The organism is Pseudomonas sp. R3-57 (assembly GCF_051132065.1).
GTDB lineage: Bacteria > Pseudomonadota > Gammaproteobacteria > Pseudomonadales > Pseudomonadaceae > Aquipseudomonas.
In genome coordinates this window covers 3,531,595-3,551,072 of record NZ_CP071655.1, presented here as the reverse complement: position 1 = coordinate 3,551,072, position 19,478 = coordinate 3,531,595, and the positions used below count along the sequence as shown (strand labels likewise).

The window sequence follows — 19,478 nt, the reverse complement described above, 5'->3', positions numbered from 1 at the left end:
TTTGAACATCTTTCGACTGACCCCTGCCGAACCCTCGGTGGCCGACAACCTGCACAGCGAAGCCCACGATTGGCTGATCCTGCTGACCTCCGGCCGCGCCACCGTCGCCGACGCCCGCGCCCTGCGCGAATGGTGTGCGCAGAGCGCCGAACACGCGCAGGCGTTCGAGCAGGCCAAGGTGTTGTGGCACAACCTGCAACCCGCCGCGCAAGGCGTGCAGGCACCGCACGGGTTCGGTCGACGCGCCTTCCTTGGCGGCGCCATCGCCGCGTCCGCCGCCTTTTTGCTGGTGCGCGGCACCATCCCCGGCGGCTTCGAAGGGCTCGGCGCCGACTACATCACCGAAGTCGGCCAGCAACGCCGCGTCGAACCGGCGCAAGGCGTGAGCCTGGAACTCAACACCCAGACCCGCATCAACCAGCGCACTGTTGCCGAAGGCGTGCAGGGTTTCGAACTGGTCAGCGGCGAAGTCGAAGTACAAACCGCACGTTTGCCGCTGGCGATGCAGGCCGGAGGCGGGTGGTTACGCGCCAGTCAGGCGCGCTTCAACCTGCGCAACACCGATCAACAAGTCTGCGTGACCTGCCTCGACGGCGCGGTCGAAGTCGACGTAGACGGCCGCAGCCTGCGCCTCGAACCCGGCCAGCAAGTGACCTACGACGCCCGCCAAATCGGCAGCGTCCAAACCGTCGACACCGCCGCCGTGATGAACTGGCGCCAACAAGTCCTGGTCTTCAACGGCGCCACCCTCAGCCAGATGATCGACGAAATCAACCGCTACCGCCCCGGCATGCTCCTGCTGCTCAACCGCGACCTCGGCCAACGCCGCGTCCAGGCCCGCTTCAACCTCGACCAACTCGCCGGCGTCGCCCTACTGATCCGCGACGCCTACGGCATCAAATGCACCGAACTCCCGGGCGGCGTGGTCGTCCTCAGCTAACCCAATCCCTGTGGGAGCTGGCTCGCCAGCGATAACGCCCTCAAAGCCAACCAATCCCAAACTGACCCAACCCCATCCAATTGTAGGAGTGAGCCTGCTCGCGATAGCCACCCACCAACCAACCCATCTCCCACTGCCCAAACCCCATCCCTGTGGGAGCTGGCTCGCCAGCGATAGCGCCCCCACAGCCAACCAATCCCAAACTGACCCAACCCAATCCAATTGTAGGAGTGAGCCTGCTCGCGATAGCGCCACACCATCCAACCTCTCCATCAACTGACCCACCGCAATCGCGAGCAGGCTCACTCCTACAAAAAACCATCACTGCAACGGCCCAATCACCTGCCGATAAACCTCCACCCCCTGCGGCGTCCCCCGACTCAACCGAATCTCCAGCCCCTGCGGATCCTCCCGCCGATTCCCACTCAACTGCCGCCAACCCTTATCCTTTTCCCAAACCCGCACCTGCAAATCCCGCACATCCGCCAACACCGCCACCCCAACCCCCGGCGCCGGCAGCGGATACCGACTGCGCGCCTCAGCCACCGCCCGATACAACGTGTCGCCCTTCAACCACCAGCGCACCCGCTGCAACGCCCCCGGCTGATCCGCCGCCGTGCGAATCACATCCAACCGAAACCCCTTGCTGTCACTGCTGCGCACGGTAATCGCGGGCGGCGCGGTCGGCGGCTCATCATCCACACCAACCTTGCGCGGCTCCGTCAACTCAACCCCCGCACGCATATCCACATCGCGCTGCAACTGATTCAACACCCGCAACAACCCGTCGCTCTGCTCACTGCTGGCCTGCAAATGCTGATCCGCCCGCGTCACACTGTCCAGCCCACGCCAGGCAATCAGACTGACCACCGCCATCAACAAAATCGCGACCATCACCTCGATCAGCGTAAACCCCTGTTGAGCCCTCATTGCTGACGGATCCGACCCGAGCCATCACGCAGCACGCTCAACCGATTCAAGCCATCGGACAGCGTCACCTGCAACGGCGGATTGATCCACTCAGCATTCAGCACAACCCGCTGCTTGGGCTCCACACGCACCTCGACCTTCGGACTCTGCCAGGCACGCGGGCGCAACTGCGCGTCATCCTTGAAATGCTCAAACCCCCGGCCACTGTCGCTACGCCGACTAAACCGAAACCCCTTCGCATCGCTAACCCAGACAATCGGCCGCCCATCCGCCCGCGCCTCCGCCTGCGCCACCTGCAGCAACTGCGCCACCCGCTCGGCATCCTTGCGCAGCAACTGCGCAGGATCCGGCTTGATACTCAAACTGATCGCCGCACTGGCAATGCCGATGATCACCAGCACCACCATCAACTCGATCAGCGTAAAACCCCGTTGCTTGCCCGCGTCCATCGATCGCACGCTCCTTCGCGTCCCGCCATGTCCCGAACAGCCAAGATGCACCGCCAACATGTAAGGCGTGTGAAATAAAACGGAGAGAATTGCCGCGTAGGCTGGCAACAGGGACAAAAAGGAGATTCACCCCATGAGACTCACCACACGCTTTTCCCCACCGCAAATGGCCCAGGCCCTCGCGCTGCTCGCCGCACTGATCGGCGTCGCGACATGGTCGTCGCTGCTGCTGACCCGCGCCGAATCGCACACACCGGCAGCGGCCCCGCAGTTGTTGGCGGCACGCAGTGATAGCCCGGCGTTGCAGTGGTTCTCCAACCAGACCGCGCCGGTGGATATCAAGGTAAGCGGCGTGATGGCGGGGAGTCGCGGGGCGGTGGCGATATTGAGTTTGAATGATGGACCGCCGAGGAGCTTTTTGGCGGGGGAGCGGGTTGGGGTTGGGGTGAGGTTGGTGGCGGTTGAGAGAGATGGGGTGGTGGTTGAGCAAGGGGGGGAGAGGGTGCGGTTGGGGGTTGAGAGGTTGGGGGAGGGGGTGGTGTTGCCTAGGTTGGTGAGGCCGTGATTTTTGGGATTTAAGCTATTGTTTGCAGTTTGGATGGGTCGACGATTCAAGCGCATCTCAACGAAATGATCTGGAAAAGACGAGAGTTGTCGAGATGACCTATTGTCAAAACCGCATGGTCGTTAACGGCTGCTTTCGGGCCAAAAGCGGACAAATTTAGGCTCCGGGATATAATGAAACGAAAGCTGAAGATGGGATGCAGCCCCCCTCCAGCAGCGGCTGACTTCTGCGGCATTGCTGCCAGGCCATAGATGCAGGTTTTATTCCACGTAGCGACCAACACATACATCTTTAAGGATATTGGACAGGACGGCGGCTGGATGTTCATCACTGGATCGTTCATGATGCAGGGCACTGGCCAAATGTCTCCTTACATTGAGTATGTCTCTTTATATCGAGCTAAACATTGAATGATCTGCGTTAAGATTTATATAAAACATAATATACGCACTATCAGGGGCAGGAAGTATTAAAGGCCAGAAACTCTTACACGCACAACGGCGGTTATTTAGACGGCAAGGAATTCAAAGTCTCAATGAAAACTTTGCGCTTTTCTTTCAAATATTTTCACATGCTGGCTGATTCCTATGAGCGGCATATCGGTGAGCGGGCGGTAACCGCCGCAGATGAGGCAGACAAGACTTAAAACAACGGTCTTCGTGTACATGAAGGGCAGAATCACCTGTTCAGGTGGGTAATTGCATTAATTTGACCACCTCTTGGCATTCGAATTGACCAAACATTTGCATCGGATATGACAAGCGCACGGGTAAGTCTTTGCCGTCAAAAATCGGCCCAAAGCGGTCTCTCCCAAAAGGCAGCAATCAGCTAGGTCAGTACCGGGGAACATCCACATCCACATCTTCAGCGCAATCGGCATGTTGCTGCGCTCGAACTTGTAGCATGTGAAGGTCTGCTTTGGGTCGATAGCAGTTGGTCATGACTGACCACTTTTGGCCGTTTTCTGCTTTTCGCGACCGGCAGCAATCGGCCAAAAGCGGACGTACGAGGTAACTGCTTACCGCCAAAAGCGGATACTCAGATAGGAGAAAATTTTGTCACACACACAACCTAGCGCAGCACTTCACTTCGTGTTCGTGTAAGATTTAATCAAAAACAATTGCGTAATCGCACTTGCAATGCGAGTCAAAACTAATCCTGGGTACTTGCAAGGAAATAATCAATACAAAACCAAGGTACACGATCCTCGAGCAATAACGATCCAATAACTGAAAGCTTGTAGACAATGCTTCCGCTGAGTTCGTGCGATAATGTCCATGACTTTATGAAGTCCTCAACTCGAAAGACATCAAAACCGATTTGCCATGCCTCGTTCGTTCCGCCCTCCATAAAAATTGATGAGTAGTGAATGTAAGAGTCTGGGCGATAGCAAGAAAAACTCAGACCGTCAATCTGCCACAAATCTTCATTAAAAATATCTTCAAGCTCAAAAATTTTTGCCGCTCGCAATAGCACGGATAAGGTCTCAATTGGCTTCTCAACAAGGGTGTAGTTGTTCTTAAAATTATTATACTCTCTAGATAGTAGATAGCTCAGTGCTTTGTCGGGGGAGATATCATATCTGGCGAGCTTGCCTTCGCAGCTTATTATAGAGTTGAATAGCAATCCTACTAACTGTTCGGCTTGTTCATTGAGGTTCAGCGCTTTGGCAACTGCTAGAGAGACCTCCCAGTGTGAAGCTTGAGCATCACTCAATGCAATCACAGAACCAGAATACAGCTCCAATATTTTATTGAGGATGTCTGCGAATTGTTGTCCTGCTTTTGTCTTGTTTAATTCCGGCGCGCAAAGAAACGCTACTCCTGCCCAACCGAGAATTTTAGATAAACGAAGAGGTAATTGATACAGCTCCACAAAGCCACCACCCTCTCTTGGCAACAAACAGTACTTATTTTGTTCCAGTGAGGACAATACGGATTCGTTTACGACCAGAAGCTCATCGACAAGCTTGTGAGTTAGCAGTTCTGCTCCAATATCTACTATAGGTGCACCCAAGCTCGGGAGTAGGCAAGCCACTATCCCAGCAGTGATCATAGGCGTCCGGTAAGCGTCATTAGACTGTGCAGCTTTTGTAGAGAATGTCACAGCTAACCGATCAGCACAGCTAATTAATATCGACTCATTTTCCCTGCATGGATTTAAAACTGAATTCACAAGTGGGATAAACTGTGAAGCATTCCAATGCCGATCCAATGCACCATATGTGCTCCATATGTCGTTGTAATTGTCTTTTATTGCTTTGTCGAGGTTTGATGGCCACTGATGCATTAAACTACGAAGAGGTGTATTGGGATCTGTTTCATATTTAGGATTACGGCAAAAACTAGGTGGTCCATACAGATTCAGTCCCCAAACGATTGCATTTTGTCCATGGTCATCAAGTTTTTTTGAGATATGTCTACCTATTTCGACTAAATCTAAAATGCTTGCTTTGTCTTGTACAAAGTCTCTCCCTTCAACACAGTCGAGAATGGCGTTAGTACCTATGCCTCCTTCTTGAGTTTCGCCGGCGGTCTGGTTTTTTGCTGAGGTAGCGATTAGCGTCAAAGCAGGTGTTCCGGCATCACCAATAAGCTCAGGTTTTAATAATACTCCGAGATCTGATATCAGTCCGCCACTCTGGCAAGCATCTATAATTATATTGCTCTGCTTTGGTGATGTTTCATTAAGCAGTCTAAACAACTCACTCAAAGACAGCGCCGTCATAGATTGTATTCTTGGGCTTGTGTCTCGGAGCCACATATGGAAGCTACCAGAGCTCACACCACCATGTCCTGCGAAAAAAAATGTGAAATTCTCTATGTGTGAATTTTCGAAAAGCGATTTTTTTAATGCAGATCTAACTTGTTCAATGGTCGGAGACAGCAGAAGTAGAGAGTGTGCGCTGTTGAACTGACCAACTTCGGGTTTCACGAGAGCATTGAATATTCTTACCGCATCATACTCTGCAGAATCGAGGGGTTTAGCATGATCATATTCGTTGCAGCCAATTGCTAAGAGGATCCTCATCGCGAACTCTCCCCGTAACGCACAAACTTAGCTTTTCGAGCAGATTCTCTTTCCAGCGCCTCAGCCACCTTTCTCGCCTTGATGTCTTCGACCATCGCCTTATATGCTGGAGTGCTTTCTTGCATTGCCCTTGTGAACTGATTTAACGTATCCGTTCCAAGGTGGATCTCTGGCAGTGTCACTTCTCCTGCCTTGTTCGCACTAAACTCTATTTTCTCAAGCATTTCCAAGAAGGCGAGCGGCAGAGATCCAGATTCCTTTGCATCCACAACGTTTCCAGTTTGATCGCAGACCTTCGTTAGTGATGAGTAAATCATGCTTGCAAACTGAGCTTCCATATCCTCCTGAAAACTATTGAAGCACCTTTCTAAAACTTTAACGTCATGGGCAGCAAGGCTCTCGAGCGCAATGTCAAAAAGCGTGGAGTGAGTTTCAATTCCGCTGTTGTATACTTGGGGGGCAGCAGGATTGCAGAACGCCGCGCCATGCTTTATTCGTTGCGCGTTTTCTGGATTGATATATTTTGCCATTGTGCTTTGCTGAAGCGTAGATAACAGTCTTCTCAGGGATTCATTAAAATTTTCTACAAAGTCAGAATCTACAAAATAATCAACACTCAGGCTGCTACGCTCCATGATCTCCACCACTTTTACCAATCTAGTTGCGGCTGAAGTTAAAGCCAGCCATACCAACACTACGAGATGCCGCCGCGCGGTTGTTATAGACCCGTTGAGTCTTACATTTAATTGTAGAACAGAATGTAGAAAATGCCCTGCTGCCGCACTTTTTCAAACTGTAAAGATACCTCCTGTCGGTCAATACAGGCTTCGAAGCTTGGACAAGCGAAAATGCTTTATTCAACAGGTGATCAGCTCAACCGTCGTGAACCGGATCACCTGTGATTCACTTCTCTTTTTTCGGGGGTAGCACTTTCGGCATAGGAAGAGTGTTTTGTACAGGAGGTAACCCTCGATCATTGGTCTGTACTGGTCTGCTTGGGTTATGGCGCGGTGGCTGCGATTTTTCGTTACTCATTGGACAACTCCGGGTAATGGCTTTGGAAGTACCGTCTCATCTGTAACTCGGCTTTGGTCATAAGATCTGCTTTCTCAGGAATGACCATTCCAGCAAATGCAGATTTCATTACCGCCGATTTCTTCTTGCGTATTGCGAAACGTTTTTCGTTGATTTCTCGTTCGGTCAGTTCACCTTGCGCGACATCAAACCACCCTTTTTCTGCGTCATCAGCTAATACAGAAAGCTCTATTCCCGCTGCGCTTAGAGGCTTGATGCGGGCTTTGAATGGAAGAAATTTGTAGATGACCGATACGACTTGGCTGAGCATGATGAAGAAGCCCCACACAAACGCGTATTCTTTCCAGATGGCCCAGCCACCAATACTTCCAGCCGATGCTATGGCTAGTACTATAGCGATTCCTCTCTCTATATTTTCAGATCTGATTTGGTAGAGTTCTAGATAGTAGACATGCGCTTTAAGATTTTGCAGCTCCACCCAATACTGCGCTTGATACATCGCCTTGCTTCCGTTGCTGATGAGAAAAGCCCAATGCCGCGTTTAGGGAATCATACAGTTCCTTTGAGACTGTTTGCACCCAGACAATCCATCTGCCTGGGCCAGAAGCATCCCTCAGATGAGAGGCCGCTCTTAGCCGAAAGCCGCCATGCTTCGCCGCGAAGAAAACAGCTTTACAAACGGGGTGAGGGGCGAATCCGTCTGAGGCGACATAACGTTATGAGACCTTGATAAACACAAACGTTTAAAAAGACATCTACAAACACTCTCCTAGGCTACACCTCCTTGCGCCTTTGCCTACAGCTACGCCAGAATCCGCCGGCTTGTGGGCTTTTCACCTGGTCTATATCGTCTACGTGTCGCTGGTAACCCAGCGACCGGGTTTAGCGACCCGACCAGGTATAAGTTCAACGACGCTCCAGTTTGTCGCAGACGCTTGCGATGACGATATGGTGGCTGTGCGTGGGAGACCTTCGGGTCTGCCGGGTCTTATACCTCTCGGTTCGCTAACCCGCGTACAGCTGCCACCCTTATCTGTTTAGCGACAGGTTTTGGTGGTTCCACCAGGTATAAAAATGGAGCTTCACCATGATCAAACCCACACCCAACCCACCCGAATCCAACCCCACATCCCCCTACGAATCCACCCACTCCAAAAAACTCCACGAAGCCGCCGACCGTGCGCTTGACCATTATCTCTGTCAGCCCGGTTCCACGCCGCCGCCGCGTAAATACCGTGGGATGTATGCGGTAACTGCGGACAACAAAAACGAAGAGCTGCTGATCGATGCCAGTGAAACGCTCGCTTCGGCCCAGACCATTACGCAGAACGTCGCCAGTCTGTTGCCGGCGTCGCAGCGGCGGGCGTTGTTGGGAATTTCGCAGTTGATCATGCTCGGGGAGCTGGCGGTGAATCGGGCTTTGGATAATTTGCAGTTGCCGGAGTGATGTGGAGTAGGGCGGGCAGCGGTGGCACATGCGCTGTCTCTGTTGCCTGATCGGCCGCTATCGCCAGCAGGCTGGCTCCCACAGGGTTTTGCGTTGGTCGCGGATATTGTGTTCGGGGCTGGGATCTGTGGGAGTGGGGCGGTTACTTTTCTGCGCTGACTTTACTGGGTTATTGAGGCGCTTCGGAGCATTCGCGGGTCCAGCGCGTCACGGTCATGTCATTGAACTGCTCGTCAATGGTGTCGACGCGCAGGCACGTGCCTTTCTTTGAGTTAATGCAATAACCCGAGTATCCATAAGCAATTAACCTTGAGCGGCGACGCACCGACGATCATTCGACAAACTCCAAAAGTCATCTCTAATCCAACCGGACTATCGAGGCGCTACAAACACTGCAACATCCAGCCATTCACCCCATTGCGAGGTCATCATGAACATTGATTTCACCGGACGTAAGGTTTTGGTTTCGGGTTCCACCAGCGGTATCGGTTTTGCGACGGCCAAGGGCTTTTTGCAAGCGGGGGCGCAGGTGGTGATCAACGGTCGCAGCCAGGAAAGCGTCGACGGTGCTTTGCAACGGCTGGGCGAACTGGCCGCCAAGGCCATTGGTTTTGCCGGTGATCTGGGCAGTGAGGCTGGCGTCGATAAACTGGTCGCGGAGCACAGCGCTTTCGACATCGTCATCAACAATCTCGGTGTGTTCAATCCGCAGGATTTCTTCGAGATACCGGACAGCGAGTGGCAACGCTTTTTCGAGGTCAACGTCATGTCCGGCGTGCGCCTGTCACGCGCCTATGCGCAGGGCATGGTGGAGCGCAAGTGGGGGCGGATCGTGTTTATCTCGTCGGAGTCGGCGGTGAATATTCCGGCTGACATGATTCATTACGGCTTCAGCAAAACCGCGCAGCTCGCCGTGTCGCGCGGCCTCGCCAAGCGTCTGGCGGGCACCGGGGTGACGGTCAATGCCGTGCTGCCCGGGCCGACCCTGTCCGAAGGCGTTGCGCAAATGCTCAGTTCCACCGTCGCAAGCAGCGGCGAGAGCCTGGAGAAGGTCGCCGCCGACTTCGTCAACGCACACCGCAGCTCCTCGATCATCCAGCGTGCCGCCAGCGTTGAGGAAGTCGCGAACATGATCATCTATGTCAGCTCCGAACAGGCGTCCGCCACCACGGGCGCAGCGTTGCGCGTCGACGGCGGGGTGATCGACAGCATCGTCTGAGATTTATTCTGCTGACGGTACGTCAGTCGACACGATGGCTGCCGTCAGCATTCAAGGAGGTTTTCAGTTGGGTTTGAGTGGGCGGAAAGGGGTATTTGCCTAAGTCCTCATCCCGTGAGTAGAATGCGATTCATTATCAATCATGTATTCGCCGGGATTCCGATGCGCAGCGACGAAACACTAGGCACTGCTGATCTAGGGCTGCTCTATCGCACCCACCATTCGTGGTTACAGGGCTGGCTGATCCGGCGCACCGGATGCCGCGATAACGCTGCCGATCTGGCGCAGGACACGTTCGTGCGTCTGCTCAAATCTCGTCAGTCCAGCCCCTTGCGCGAACCGCGCGCCTATTTGAGCAGTATCGCCCGTGGGCTGATGATTGATCAGTATCGTCGTCGCGAGCTCGAACGTGCCTACCTCGAAAGCGTCATGTTGTTGCCTCCACACGAGGTGCCCTCGGAAGAGAGCCGGCTGGTGATCCTGGATGCGCTCGAACGCATAGACCGCATGCTCGGTACGCTTAAACCAAGAATCCGACAGGCGTTTTTGTTTGCCCGGCTCGACGGGCTGACCTGCGCGCAGATAGCCGAAAAGCTCGGTGTTTCCCGCGCGACGGTGGAGCGCGACCTGGCCACGGCCCTGCAACATTGCTATCGCTTGCGTTATGTCGAAGCCTGAGCCGCAGGCGCTCGATCCGGCCATTGTCGAACAGGCGATCCAATGGCTGGTGCGCGTTCGCTTCAATCAAGCCGATGAACAGACACAGCGCAGTTTTGAGCACTGGCTGCAGCAGCGCCCGGAGCATGGGTTGGCGTGGCAGCGTGTAGAAACCCTTGGCGATGACTTCGAAGGCGTGCCCGCGCAACTGGCCCGACAAACCCTTGCTGGCAGCCGTCAGGGAATGCGCCGGCGCGAAAGCCTGAAGCTGCTGGGCCTATTGGCGACTGTTGGCACGGCAGCCTGGCTCGGCCGGGACTACACGCCGGTACCCGCCATGCTTGCGCAGCAGCGCAGCAGCACCGGCGAGCGACGCCGATTCCAGCTTGATGATGGCAGCCTGGTCCAGCTCAACAGCGATAGCGCCGTCGACAGCGAGTTCGACGCCCAGCGACGCCTGATCATCCTGCGGCGAGGTGAAATCATCGTGAATGTCGGCGCGGATCAACACTCGCATCCAGCGCGACCGCTCTGGGTGCAATCACGCGACGGCCTCCTGCAAGCCCACAGCTCGCGCTTTCTGGTCCGCGAGCGTGACGATGGCACGCTGGTCGCGGCTCAGGAAGGATCCGTCACGCTGTTCCCCGGCGCCCGTCAAACGCCTGCGAGCCGCAGCGTGCAGGCAGGCGATCAGTTGCTGTTCACATCCAGTGGCGTGCGAACGTTTAGCGACAAGGGCCTTGATCCCTGGAGCTGGGGTGACGGGGTGATCAGTGCGCGCAATATGCGCCTCGGTGATTTCATCGCGGAGTTGTCGCGTTATCGCCCCGGGGTGTTGCGCTGCGCCGAAGAGGTCGCGGACCGTCGTGTGTCCGGGACCTTCCAGCTTGCCGACAACGATCAGGTCCTGGCGTTGATCGCGCAATCGCTGCACTTGCACGTCGATTATCGAACCCGTTATTGGGTGACCGTGACCGCTGCAAGCTGAATTTCGTACTGCGTGAAAAATAATGAGGTGGTTTCTCATTCTCGTTCGACCTCTTTGGAAGGCCGGAATACAGGCCAGTCTGTCGATGTCCTTTCTTGGAGCGAGAAAATGAGTTCGTCCCCGGTTTCACAGCGCCATCCACTGAATCGCGCCTTGCACGCTGCGATTTTGGGTTTGATCGTCAGCAGCTACGCCTTGCCGTCGCTGGCGCAAACGTCGAGCGCTGACCCGAGCAATCAAGTCAAAGCGTGGAACATCGCTGCGGGCCCACTGGCGCCGGCGCTTGATCGCTTTGCGCGCGAGGCGGGCGTCAGTCTTTCCTTCGACGCGTCGAGTGTCGCGAACCGCACCACGGCTGGCGTGAATGGCACGCTCGATACATCGGCAGCGCTGTCATCGTTGCTGCAAGGCAGCGAATTGCAAATCGAACAGCAAGGCCCGAATGCCTACCTGCTGGTGCCTCAGGCAAAGCCCGCCGGCCCGCTGGAGCTCGACGCAACGGACGTCGAGGACTATCGCCTTGCGCCCCTCATCATCAATGCCAAGGTTCGGGTCAGCGCCGACGACGACACCAACTCGGTGGTCGCCAAGGAGCTCTGGGTGGGCGGCAAGGTGGCCACCAGCATTCTCAATACACCGGCATCGGTGTCGGTGGTGACCAACAAGGAAATGCAGCAACGCAGCGTCAGCACCACGGAAGAGGCGCTGCAATACACGCCGGGTGTGGTCAGTGACTTCTATGGCACGGATGACCGCAACGACTATTTCCAGATCCGCGGCTTCCAGGCCACCACCTACCGTGACGGCTTGACCCTGAGTTCGATGCGCGGCGTACGCGAAGATCCATTCGCCTATGAGCGCATCGAGATTCTGCGCGGCGCCAACTCCACGCTGTTTGGCCCCGCAGACCCGGGCGGTTCGGTGAACTTCGTGACCAAACAGCCGCGCTTCGAGAAGTTTGGTCAGGGTTATGTGACCTACGGCTCGTTCGATCATGTCGAGACCGGCATCGATGTGGGGGATGCGCTGAACGACGAGAAAACCCTGGCTGGGCGCTTCACTGCCAAAGGCCAGAACAGCGACCGCGAGTACGATCACTCACAGGACGACAACCAGTTGTTTATGGGTGGCCTGACCTGGGCTCCGTCGGATTACACGTCGGCGACGGTGATTCTGGATTACCTGAAAACCGAAAGTTCGCCCAACAGTGGCGGTTATCCACTGGACAAGGAATACGACCGCAGCAAGTTCTATGGTGAGCCGAGCTACAACTTCCACGATGTCGAGCGCACCAGCCTGAGCGGTAACGTCACCCATGACTTCGACAACGGCTTCGTACTGCGCAGCAATCTGCGTTACAGCAAGTTGACCGATGATTTTGGCTACGTTTACTTAAGCGACAGCGCCGCACGTGTCGGTACGACCGTCGACCGCTATCTGTTTGGAACAGACACCGAGGCCGACCAGTTCAACGGCAATCTGATGCTGCAATACGATGCCCGCTTCGAGAACATCGACAGCAGCAGTCTGGTGGGCGTGGAGTACCTCGATTCGACCACCAAGGAAAGCTCGGTCTACGACCTGACGACCCCGATTGATATTGCCAATCCGGTGTTTACCGGTGTTTCACGTTCAATCGCGCCGTATGCCGTGAACAAGCGAGACGCGACCACCAAGGCCGTGTTCCTCCAGCAGAACCTGTCGTTCTACGAGCGTTTCATCGTCACCGGTGGTGTGCGCAACGATTCGATGGACCTGACCAGCAAAGGTTTGCAATCGACCGAGAAAGATACCTTCTCCGAAACCTCCTACCGCGGTGCGTTGACTTACATCGTCAACGACGAAGTGTCCACTTATGTGAGCATGGTCGAATCCGTCTCGCCGCCGCAAGTTGGCGTCACACCGCAGACGGGCCGGCAGTACGAAGTGGGCGTGAAATATGCGCCGATGGGGATGGACGCACTGTTTTCCGCCGCCGTTTATGACCTGACCCAGGAGAACGTCACCATCGCCGTGGTGCTGCCGAGCGGCATCATCGAGCAACAAACGGTGGGTGAGTCGCGGGCCCGTGGTCTCGACCTGGAGGCCAAGGCGCAGGTGACGCAGAACCTCAGCCTGATCGGTGGTTATTCCTACATGGAGTCTGAGGTACTGCGCGGTTCGTTGTACGACGGCAGTTCGCTGAAGGGTAACGAGTTTGCCACGGCGCCCAAGCACTCCGCGTCGCTCTGGAGTTATTACGACCTGCCCGGCACGGATGTCAGCGTTGGCTTGGGCGCGCGTTATGTCGGTTCTTATTACTTCGATGCAGCCAACTCCGGCAAAAGCGACGGCACCACGCTGTTCGACGCTGCCTTCAACTACAAGATCGCCAAGGGTACCGATCTTGCGGTGAACGTCAGCAACTTGCTGGATGAGCAGCACGTGGTCGGTTCCGGCACAGCGAACTTCTACAACCCGGGTCGCGAGATTACCGCCAAAGTGAGTTACAACTGGTAAGTGGGGGTTTAAGCCTTGTGCTTTGCCAGGAAGCGGTGCCCGCTTTATCGCGGGTACCGCCAACGTGGTTTCCAATCGGCAAGCGATGAACGTAGCTTTACGGTCTCGCTACCCCAGGCACATCCATATTGATCTTTCGCCAGAAAGCTTCAGAAAAGCTGTAAACCGAGAAAGCCATCAACCCCAACGCCATCACGATCAAAATCAACCAACCCGCTGGAAGATTCTGCAGCGCATCCAAAGCCTCTTTCATACCCGGTGGATCCATCGCTTGATAAGTGGAACCGCTGACAGCCAGCAGCACCGCAATCTCTATAAAAACCACCCCACGGGCGATCAGGCCGAACCTCGAGACGGGGCGGACATACCGCATGACATCCTCGTCCGCCTCAAAGTATTTCTCGAACGTCGCCTTCCAGCCCTTGATGATGTGAGCAATACCGACCCCCAGCGGAACGAGTGCGATCAGGTACACCAAAAGATTCGAGTGGTCCCAGGACAACAAATGCGCCAGCCAGTCTTTGGTCTGCCCACCTGAGTCGCCCGAGCTTCTGATGCCGCTGACGAGCAAGCCCAGTGCAAAGATCGCTAAAGCGCCGTTGACCATACCGCCCGCCAGCAGACCCGCGCGAATGACCAGACCTTTTAGGTCCTTGCCATGATGATCAACATCACGCGTCGCTTGCAGGACGCGCCAAGCCGCAAAAGCAAGCAAGCCTGCTACCACAAGCCCCACCAGGAAATAGCCGAACGGTTGGCTGAGCAGTGCCTCCAGACTTTTGTGGCTGTCCTTGGGTTTTGTCGAGTCCTGTGCTGCCAGCAGGGCGAAGATACCGATGATCAAATACAGCACGCCACGAGCGGCGTAACCGCCCCGAGCGAGTATTACCAGGCTATGTTGCGCGGACATTCGATGTAATCCAGAGAGGGTATACAAGAGCAGACCCCTCTTGCTGGCGGGGGTTCTACTTGCTTGGATTCAACGAGCCACGTTCAGGTCGACGCAACCCTCGAATATCCCCGAATCGGTTCCCTCTCCAGGGGGAGAGGGCTAGGGTGAGGGGCGGTCCGTCTGCGGCGACAATGTCTCCAGCCTCGCCCCATGACACTTTAGTTCACCGGCTTCAAACTCACGAATCACGACCCGACCTCAAATAGGTTTCCGCCCACTCCCGGTAATGGTCCGAGAGTGTGTATCTAGCAAGCAACTCAGATAGCGAAAGCCCGTTTCCCCCTGCGCCGCTTTGTTCACGCAACGCCGCGTACGTCGCTTCGATTGCAGCCAGATACGGCGCATGCCCATTGACCACAATCCGCACATTGGCAGCACTCAGTTGCTCGACATCGCTCAGCGCCGGATTTGCATAGTTGATCAGCATGATCGGCACACTGAGATGTGCGGTGAGTGCTTCCAGATGCCCGAAGTCTTTGACCCCAACGAGACAAATCGCGTCGGCCCCGGCTTTTTCATAGGCGGCGGTGCGTGCAATGGAATCTTCCAGCGTGGTCACGGCCACGTTGGTGCGGGCGATGATGCTGAGGGCATCATCTGATCGGGCAAACCGCGCAGCGTAAATCTTGCTCGCGGCTTTTTCCCTTTGGATAAGCACAGGCGATTGCTCCTCGTACCTGGCCGGCAGGTGGGTGTCTTCCAGCGTCAGGGCAGCGACACCGGCTTTCTGCAGCTCGGTCACTGTGCGCATGACATTCAGCGCGTTTCCGTATCCATGGTCAGCATCCGCGATGATCGGGATCTGGCTGGCCCGGCCGACTCGGGAAACCTGCTCGACATACTCATCCAGCGTGAGCAATGCAATGTCCGGTGCCCCGAGTACCTGAAGCGAGGCGACGGAACCTCCTTGAATGGCCACCTCAAAGCCAAGGTCGCCAGCCATACGCACCGAGATCGGATCGAATACTGAAGCAGCAAACCTGCAGACGTTTCCTCTGAGTAAATCACCGAACGCCTGGCGTAATTCATGATGTGATCGCTCAATCATTCTCGGCTCCATCGAATATCTACCAGTGATGTGCGAGGTCTCATCCGAGTTGAACGAGACCTGGAAGGCGCTACCGGTCATAGCCCTATGCCACGGCAAGATGACCGGATCCCTTTGCAGATTATTTCTGCGCCAGCAATGCCTTCCTGGTCGCTTTCTCGTGTTTCATGGCGGCGATTTCACGCTCGCACGCCTCGACATCAAACGAGTTGTCCCACTTGGCAATAGCGATGGTGCCGATGCCGTTACCGATCAGGTTGGTCACGGCCCGCGCTTCGTTGAGGAACCGGTCAATGCCCAGCAGCAAGACCAGGCCCACCAGAGGAATGGAGTGAATGGTGGTGAGCGTTGCGGCCAGTGTTACAAAGCCTGCGCCCGCCACCCCGGCCGAGCCCTTTGAGGTCAGCAGGAATACGCCCAGCAAGATCATCTGATCCATAAAGGTCAGTGGCGTATTGGTCGCCTGGGCAATGAAGATGGCGGCCATGGTCAGATAGATGCAGGTGCCGTCTGCGTTGAAGGTGTAGCCCGTCGGCAGCACCATGCCGACTACGGATTTTTTGCAGCCAAGTTTTTCCAGTTTCACCATCATGCGGGGCAACACCGCTTCGGTTGAGCAGGTGCCAAGCGTGATGAGGATTTCATCCTTGAAGTAGCGCAGAAACTGCATCAGCGGCATCCCCGACCATCTGGCCACCGTACCCAGTACCACGACGATGAAAATCAAGGTGGTGATGTAGAGGGCGACCAGCAACTGCCCGAGCGATAGCAGCGTGCCGATCCCGTATTTGCCAATCGTGAACGCCATGCCGGCACCGGCACCCAGTGGCGCCAGGCGCATGACCATCGCCACGATCCTGAACAGACCCTGCAGAAACAGATCGATGGTATTGATCAAGGGTTTGCTGGTTTCGCCCATCTGAACCAGAGCCACACCCATCAATACTGAAAGCAGAATGACCTGCAGCATGACGCCGTTGGAGAACGCGCCGAGGAAGGTGTGAGGGATGATGTTGAGAAAGAACTCAACGGTGCCGCCTTGCTCAGTCGCGGCCTGGCTGTACTTGCTGATCGCACTGCCATCAAGCGCGCCAACGTTGATATTCATCCCGACGCCAGGCTTGACGATGTTGACCACGATCAGGCCGACGACGAGGGCGATGGTTGAAAGAATCTCGAAGTAGATCAGCGCTTTCACACCAATCCGCCCGACCTCTTTGATACTGCCCATCTTCGCGATACCGACTACGACCGTACCGAAGATGATGGGCGCCAAGAGCATTTTGATCAGCTTGATAAAGCCATCGGCGAAGGGTTGGAGCTTGGCGCCGATATCGGGTACGAAGTAACCGATCGCGGCACCGATCACGATGCCGATCAGCACTTGCACATACAGCTGGCTGTACCAGCGGGACTTGGACGTTTCCACGGAAGCACCTCATTTTATTGTTGTGATGGGCATGTGGTTTGGCGTCGGCGAAAGACGCCTGAGTCTGCGGCCCCTCTAAAAGAAACCGCAGATCGAGTTGAATCAGCCTTCGCCCAGCTCGCACATGACGGCGTACAAGGCGGACTTGGCTTCGAAGCCGACACCTGGAATATCCGGCAGGCCGACATAACCGTTTTCCACCTTGATGCCGTCGGCGAAGCCGCCGAAAGGCTGGAACACGTCGGGGTAGGATTCGTTGCCGCCCAGGTGCAGACCGGCGGCGATGTTCAGGGACATCTGATGACCACCGTGCGGAACCACGCGGCGCGACGACCAGCCCATTTCTTCCATCACTTTCAGGGTGCGCATGTACTCCACGAGCCCATAGGACAGCGCGCAGTCGAACTGGAGGAAGTCGCGATCCGGGCGCATGCCGCCATGACGCAGCAAGTTGCGAGCGTCCTGGTGGGAAAACAGGTTTTCCCCGGTGGCCATGGGCAGTTCGTAGTGGTTGGCAAGTTCGGCCTGCAGTGCGAAGTCGAGCGGGTCGCCGATTTCCTCGTACCAGAACAGGTTGTACTTCTTGATGGCTTCGGCGTAAGCGATACCGGTCTGCAGATCGAAACGACCGTTGGCATCGACTGCCAGTCGACGACCGTCACCAACCACTTCGAGTACCGCTTCGATGCGACGGATATCTTCGTCGAGTGGCACCGCACCAATCTTCATTTTGACAACGTCGTAGCCACGATCCAGGTAGCTCTGCATTTCCGCTTTGAGTTTGCTCTGGTCCTTGCCTGGGTAGTAATAGCCGCCTGCTGCGTAGACCCAGACCTTGTCATCCGCCACGCCGTTACGGTAGCGATCGGCGAGCAGACGATAGAGCGGTTTGCCTTCGATCTTGGCGACGGCATCCCATACCGCCATGTCGATGGTGCCCACCGCGACCGAGCGCTCACCGTGACCGCCAGGCTTTTCGTTGGTCATCAGGGCTTTCCAGATGGCAAACGGATCGAGGTTATTGTTTTCATGGTCGACGAGCGTTTCTGGATCCGCTTCGGTGATGCGCGCCAGGAAGCGATCACGCATCAGAGCGCCTTGACCATAACGACCGTTGGAGTTGAAACCGTAGCCGATGACCGGTTTTCCATCGCGAATCACATCCGTGATAACCGCGACGACCGAGCAGGTCATTTTGGAAAAATCGATATACGCGTTGGCAATCGGCGAGGCAATGGAAACGGTTTTTTCACGGATGTCGACGATACGCATGACGGGTTCCTCTTGTTGTTTGTGGCCCCACGTTATGCTTTGCGATGACACCCGCCCAATGCTATTAATGCCGCGCCCTATGCACAGGAGGCATTGCCTTTGGAACTCGTTTGGCTAGAGGATTTTTCAGCGCTTGCGGAATACGGCAGCTTTGTTCGTGCCGCTGAAGCGCGCCACGTGACGCAGCCTGCTTTTAGCCGCAGAGTCCGTTCGCTGGAGAATTGGATGGGCGTCGAACTGTTCGTCCGCACCCCGCAGGGAGCGACCTTGACCGAGGCCGGAAGACAGATTTTGCCTAGCGCCCAAGAGGCGGCCAGGCGCCTGTACCGGATGCGCTCCGAGGCACAGGAAGTGGCGGGGATGGCTGCAAAAACACTGCAATTTGCAGCGACTCATTCTCTGTCATTCACCTTCTTCCCACGATGGTTGAGAAGCGCCGAAAACGGCGCACCGATAGAAGCGGTGCGTCTGCATTCAGACAGCATGGCGGTGTGCGAGCAGATGCTGATCCAGGGCCAGGTTCAATTTCTCCTGTGTCATCGCCACCCCGATGTACCGCCGTTGCTAGCCCCTGACCAGTTCATTGGAAAAAAGATCGGCGAGGATGTGCTGGTGCCACTGGCGAGTCCTTCTGCCCATTTCGGTACCTCCCCTGAAACCCTGCCTTATCTGGCCTACACCCACGAATCGGGCCTCGGCCGAATCGTCGCTCACCGACTCCACGGCAAAGAAGATTATCTTCATCTCAAACCCCTTTTCAGCAGCCATCTGGCTGCGGTTCTGATGTCGATGGCGTTGGAGAGCAAGGGGGTCGCCTGGTTACCAAAAAGTCTGACCGAACAGGAGATGACTGACGGACGTCTGGTGCGGGCGCTGGACGAAAGCTGGGATATCCCTCTGGAAATTCACCTCACGCGCCCGACGGCACCCATCAGCCCGTCGGCGGAAGAATTCTGGGCCCGGGTGGGCAACGATAAGGCGCACTCTTAATGACGCGTCTTCTCGCTCGTGATGTGAG

General features: G+C 55.8%; 17 protein-coding genes. 8 read left to right on the top strand and 9 right to left on the bottom strand.

Features of this window, described 5'->3' with window-relative positions; translation table 11 throughout:
* Position 1: 1 nt before the first annotated feature.
* A complete protein-coding gene (locus J3P93_RS15830) occupies positions 2–940 on the top strand; it encodes a FecR family protein (RefSeq protein WP_434589406.1) in 939 nt (312 codons plus the stop codon).
* A gap of 321 nt (positions 941–1,261) precedes the next feature.
* On the opposite strand, the gene J3P93_RS15825 is transcribed toward J3P93_RS15830, so the two are convergent.
* Both J3P93_RS15825 and gspH read right to left on the bottom strand, forming a co-directional pair.
* Positions 1,262–1,870: a prepilin-type N-terminal cleavage/methylation domain-containing protein gene (locus J3P93_RS15825; RefSeq protein ID WP_434589404.1), complete on the bottom strand. Its 609-nt coding sequence runs from the start codon at positions 1,868–1,870 to the stop codon at positions 1,262–1,264.
* Complete coding sequence (gspH, locus tag J3P93_RS15820; RefSeq protein ID WP_434589402.1) at positions 1,867–2,319, bottom strand: type II secretion system minor pseudopilin GspH; 453 nt, start codon at positions 2,317–2,319, stop codon at positions 1,867–1,869. Before gspH ends, J3P93_RS15825 begins: the two co-directional genes overlap by 4 nt.
* A gap of 133 nt (positions 2,320–2,452) precedes the next feature.
* Here gspH and J3P93_RS15815 point away from each other — a divergent pair, with 133 nt between their 5' ends.
* A complete protein-coding gene (locus J3P93_RS15815) occupies positions 2,453–2,884 on the top strand; it encodes a type II secretion system protein N (RefSeq protein WP_434589400.1) in 432 nt (143 codons plus the stop codon).
* A 1,152-nt stretch (positions 2,885–4,036) separates the two neighbouring features.
* On the opposite strand, the gene J3P93_RS15810 is transcribed toward J3P93_RS15815, so the two are convergent.
* The 3 genes from J3P93_RS15810 to J3P93_RS15800 all read right to left on the bottom strand — a co-directional run bounded on the left by J3P93_RS15810 (position 4,037) and on the right by J3P93_RS15800 (position 7,448).
* A complete protein-coding gene (locus J3P93_RS15810) occupies positions 4,037–5,914 on the bottom strand; it encodes a caspase family protein (protein WP_434589398.1) in 1,878 nt (625 codons plus the stop codon).
* Positions 5,911–6,549, bottom strand: coding sequence for a hypothetical protein (locus J3P93_RS15805; RefSeq protein ID WP_434589396.1), 639 nt, complete (start codon positions 6,547–6,549; stop codon positions 5,911–5,913). The genes J3P93_RS15810 and J3P93_RS15805 overlap by 4 nt, the downstream gene beginning before the upstream one ends.
* A 392-nt stretch (positions 6,550–6,941) precedes the next feature.
* Positions 6,942–7,448 (bottom strand): hypothetical protein, encoded by a 507-nt coding sequence (locus J3P93_RS15800; RefSeq protein ID WP_434589394.1) that lies wholly within the window; start codon positions 7,446–7,448, stop codon positions 6,942–6,944.
* A 588-nt stretch (positions 7,449–8,036) separates the two neighbouring features.
* Between J3P93_RS15800 and J3P93_RS15795 the strand changes: the two genes are divergently transcribed.
* The 5 genes from J3P93_RS15795 (at position 8,037) to J3P93_RS15775 (ending at position 13,759) form a co-directional block, all read left to right on the top strand.
* Positions 8,037–8,396 carry a DUF6124 family protein gene (locus J3P93_RS15795; RefSeq protein ID WP_434589392.1) on the top strand — a complete coding sequence of 120 codons (360 nt, stop codon included), beginning with the start codon at positions 8,037–8,039 and terminating at the stop codon, positions 8,394–8,396.
* A gap of 430 nt (positions 8,397–8,826) precedes the next feature.
* Positions 8,827–9,615 carry an SDR family NAD(P)-dependent oxidoreductase gene (locus J3P93_RS15790; RefSeq protein ID WP_434589390.1) on the top strand — a complete coding sequence of 263 codons (789 nt, stop codon included), beginning with the start codon at positions 8,827–8,829 and terminating at the stop codon, positions 9,613–9,615.
* 162 nt (positions 9,616–9,777) lie between these two features.
* The gene (locus tag J3P93_RS15785; RefSeq protein WP_434589388.1) at positions 9,778–10,293 is read left to right on the top strand and encodes a sigma-70 family RNA polymerase sigma factor; all 516 of its coding nucleotides are present in this window, start codon (positions 9,778–9,780) and stop codon (positions 10,291–10,293) included.
* Positions 10,280–11,260 (top strand): FecR domain-containing protein, encoded by a 981-nt coding sequence (locus J3P93_RS15780; protein WP_434589386.1) that lies wholly within the window; start codon positions 10,280–10,282, stop codon positions 11,258–11,260. The genes J3P93_RS15785 and J3P93_RS15780 overlap by 14 nt, the downstream gene beginning before the upstream one ends.
* A 108-nt stretch (positions 11,261–11,368) precedes the next feature.
* Complete coding sequence (locus J3P93_RS15775) at positions 11,369–13,759, top strand: TonB-dependent siderophore receptor (RefSeq protein ID WP_434589384.1); 2,391 nt, start codon at positions 11,369–11,371, stop codon at positions 13,757–13,759.
* Positions 13,760–13,856: 97 nt separating this feature from the next.
* On the opposite strand, the gene J3P93_RS15770 is transcribed toward J3P93_RS15775, so the two are convergent.
* The 4 genes from J3P93_RS15770 to J3P93_RS15755 form a co-directional block, all read right to left on the bottom strand.
* Entirely contained in the window at positions 13,857–14,669 is an 813-nt protein-coding gene (locus J3P93_RS15770; protein WP_434589382.1) for a DUF1206 domain-containing protein, read from the bottom strand.
* A 220-nt stretch (positions 14,670–14,889) separates the two neighbouring features.
* Positions 14,890–15,759, bottom strand: coding sequence for an isocitrate lyase/PEP mutase family protein (locus tag J3P93_RS15765; RefSeq protein WP_434589380.1), 870 nt, complete (start codon positions 15,757–15,759; stop codon positions 14,890–14,892).
* A 121-nt stretch (positions 15,760–15,880) separates the two neighbouring features.
* On the bottom strand, positions 15,881–17,188 hold the full coding sequence (gene dctA / locus J3P93_RS15760; RefSeq protein ID WP_434589378.1) for a C4-dicarboxylate transporter DctA: 1,308 nt from the start codon (positions 17,186–17,188) through the stop codon (positions 15,881–15,883).
* Positions 17,189–17,290: 102 nt separating this feature from the next.
* Positions 17,291–18,460, bottom strand: coding sequence for a mandelate racemase/muconate lactonizing enzyme family protein (locus tag J3P93_RS15755; protein ID WP_434589376.1), 1,170 nt, complete (start codon positions 18,458–18,460; stop codon positions 17,291–17,293).
* A gap of 99 nt (positions 18,461–18,559) precedes the next feature.
* Here J3P93_RS15755 and J3P93_RS15750 point away from each other — a divergent pair, with 99 nt between their 5' ends.
* A complete protein-coding gene (locus J3P93_RS15750; RefSeq protein ID WP_434589374.1) occupies positions 18,560–19,450 on the top strand; it encodes a LysR family transcriptional regulator in 891 nt (296 codons plus the stop codon).
* Positions 19,451–19,478 lie beyond the last annotated feature (28 nt).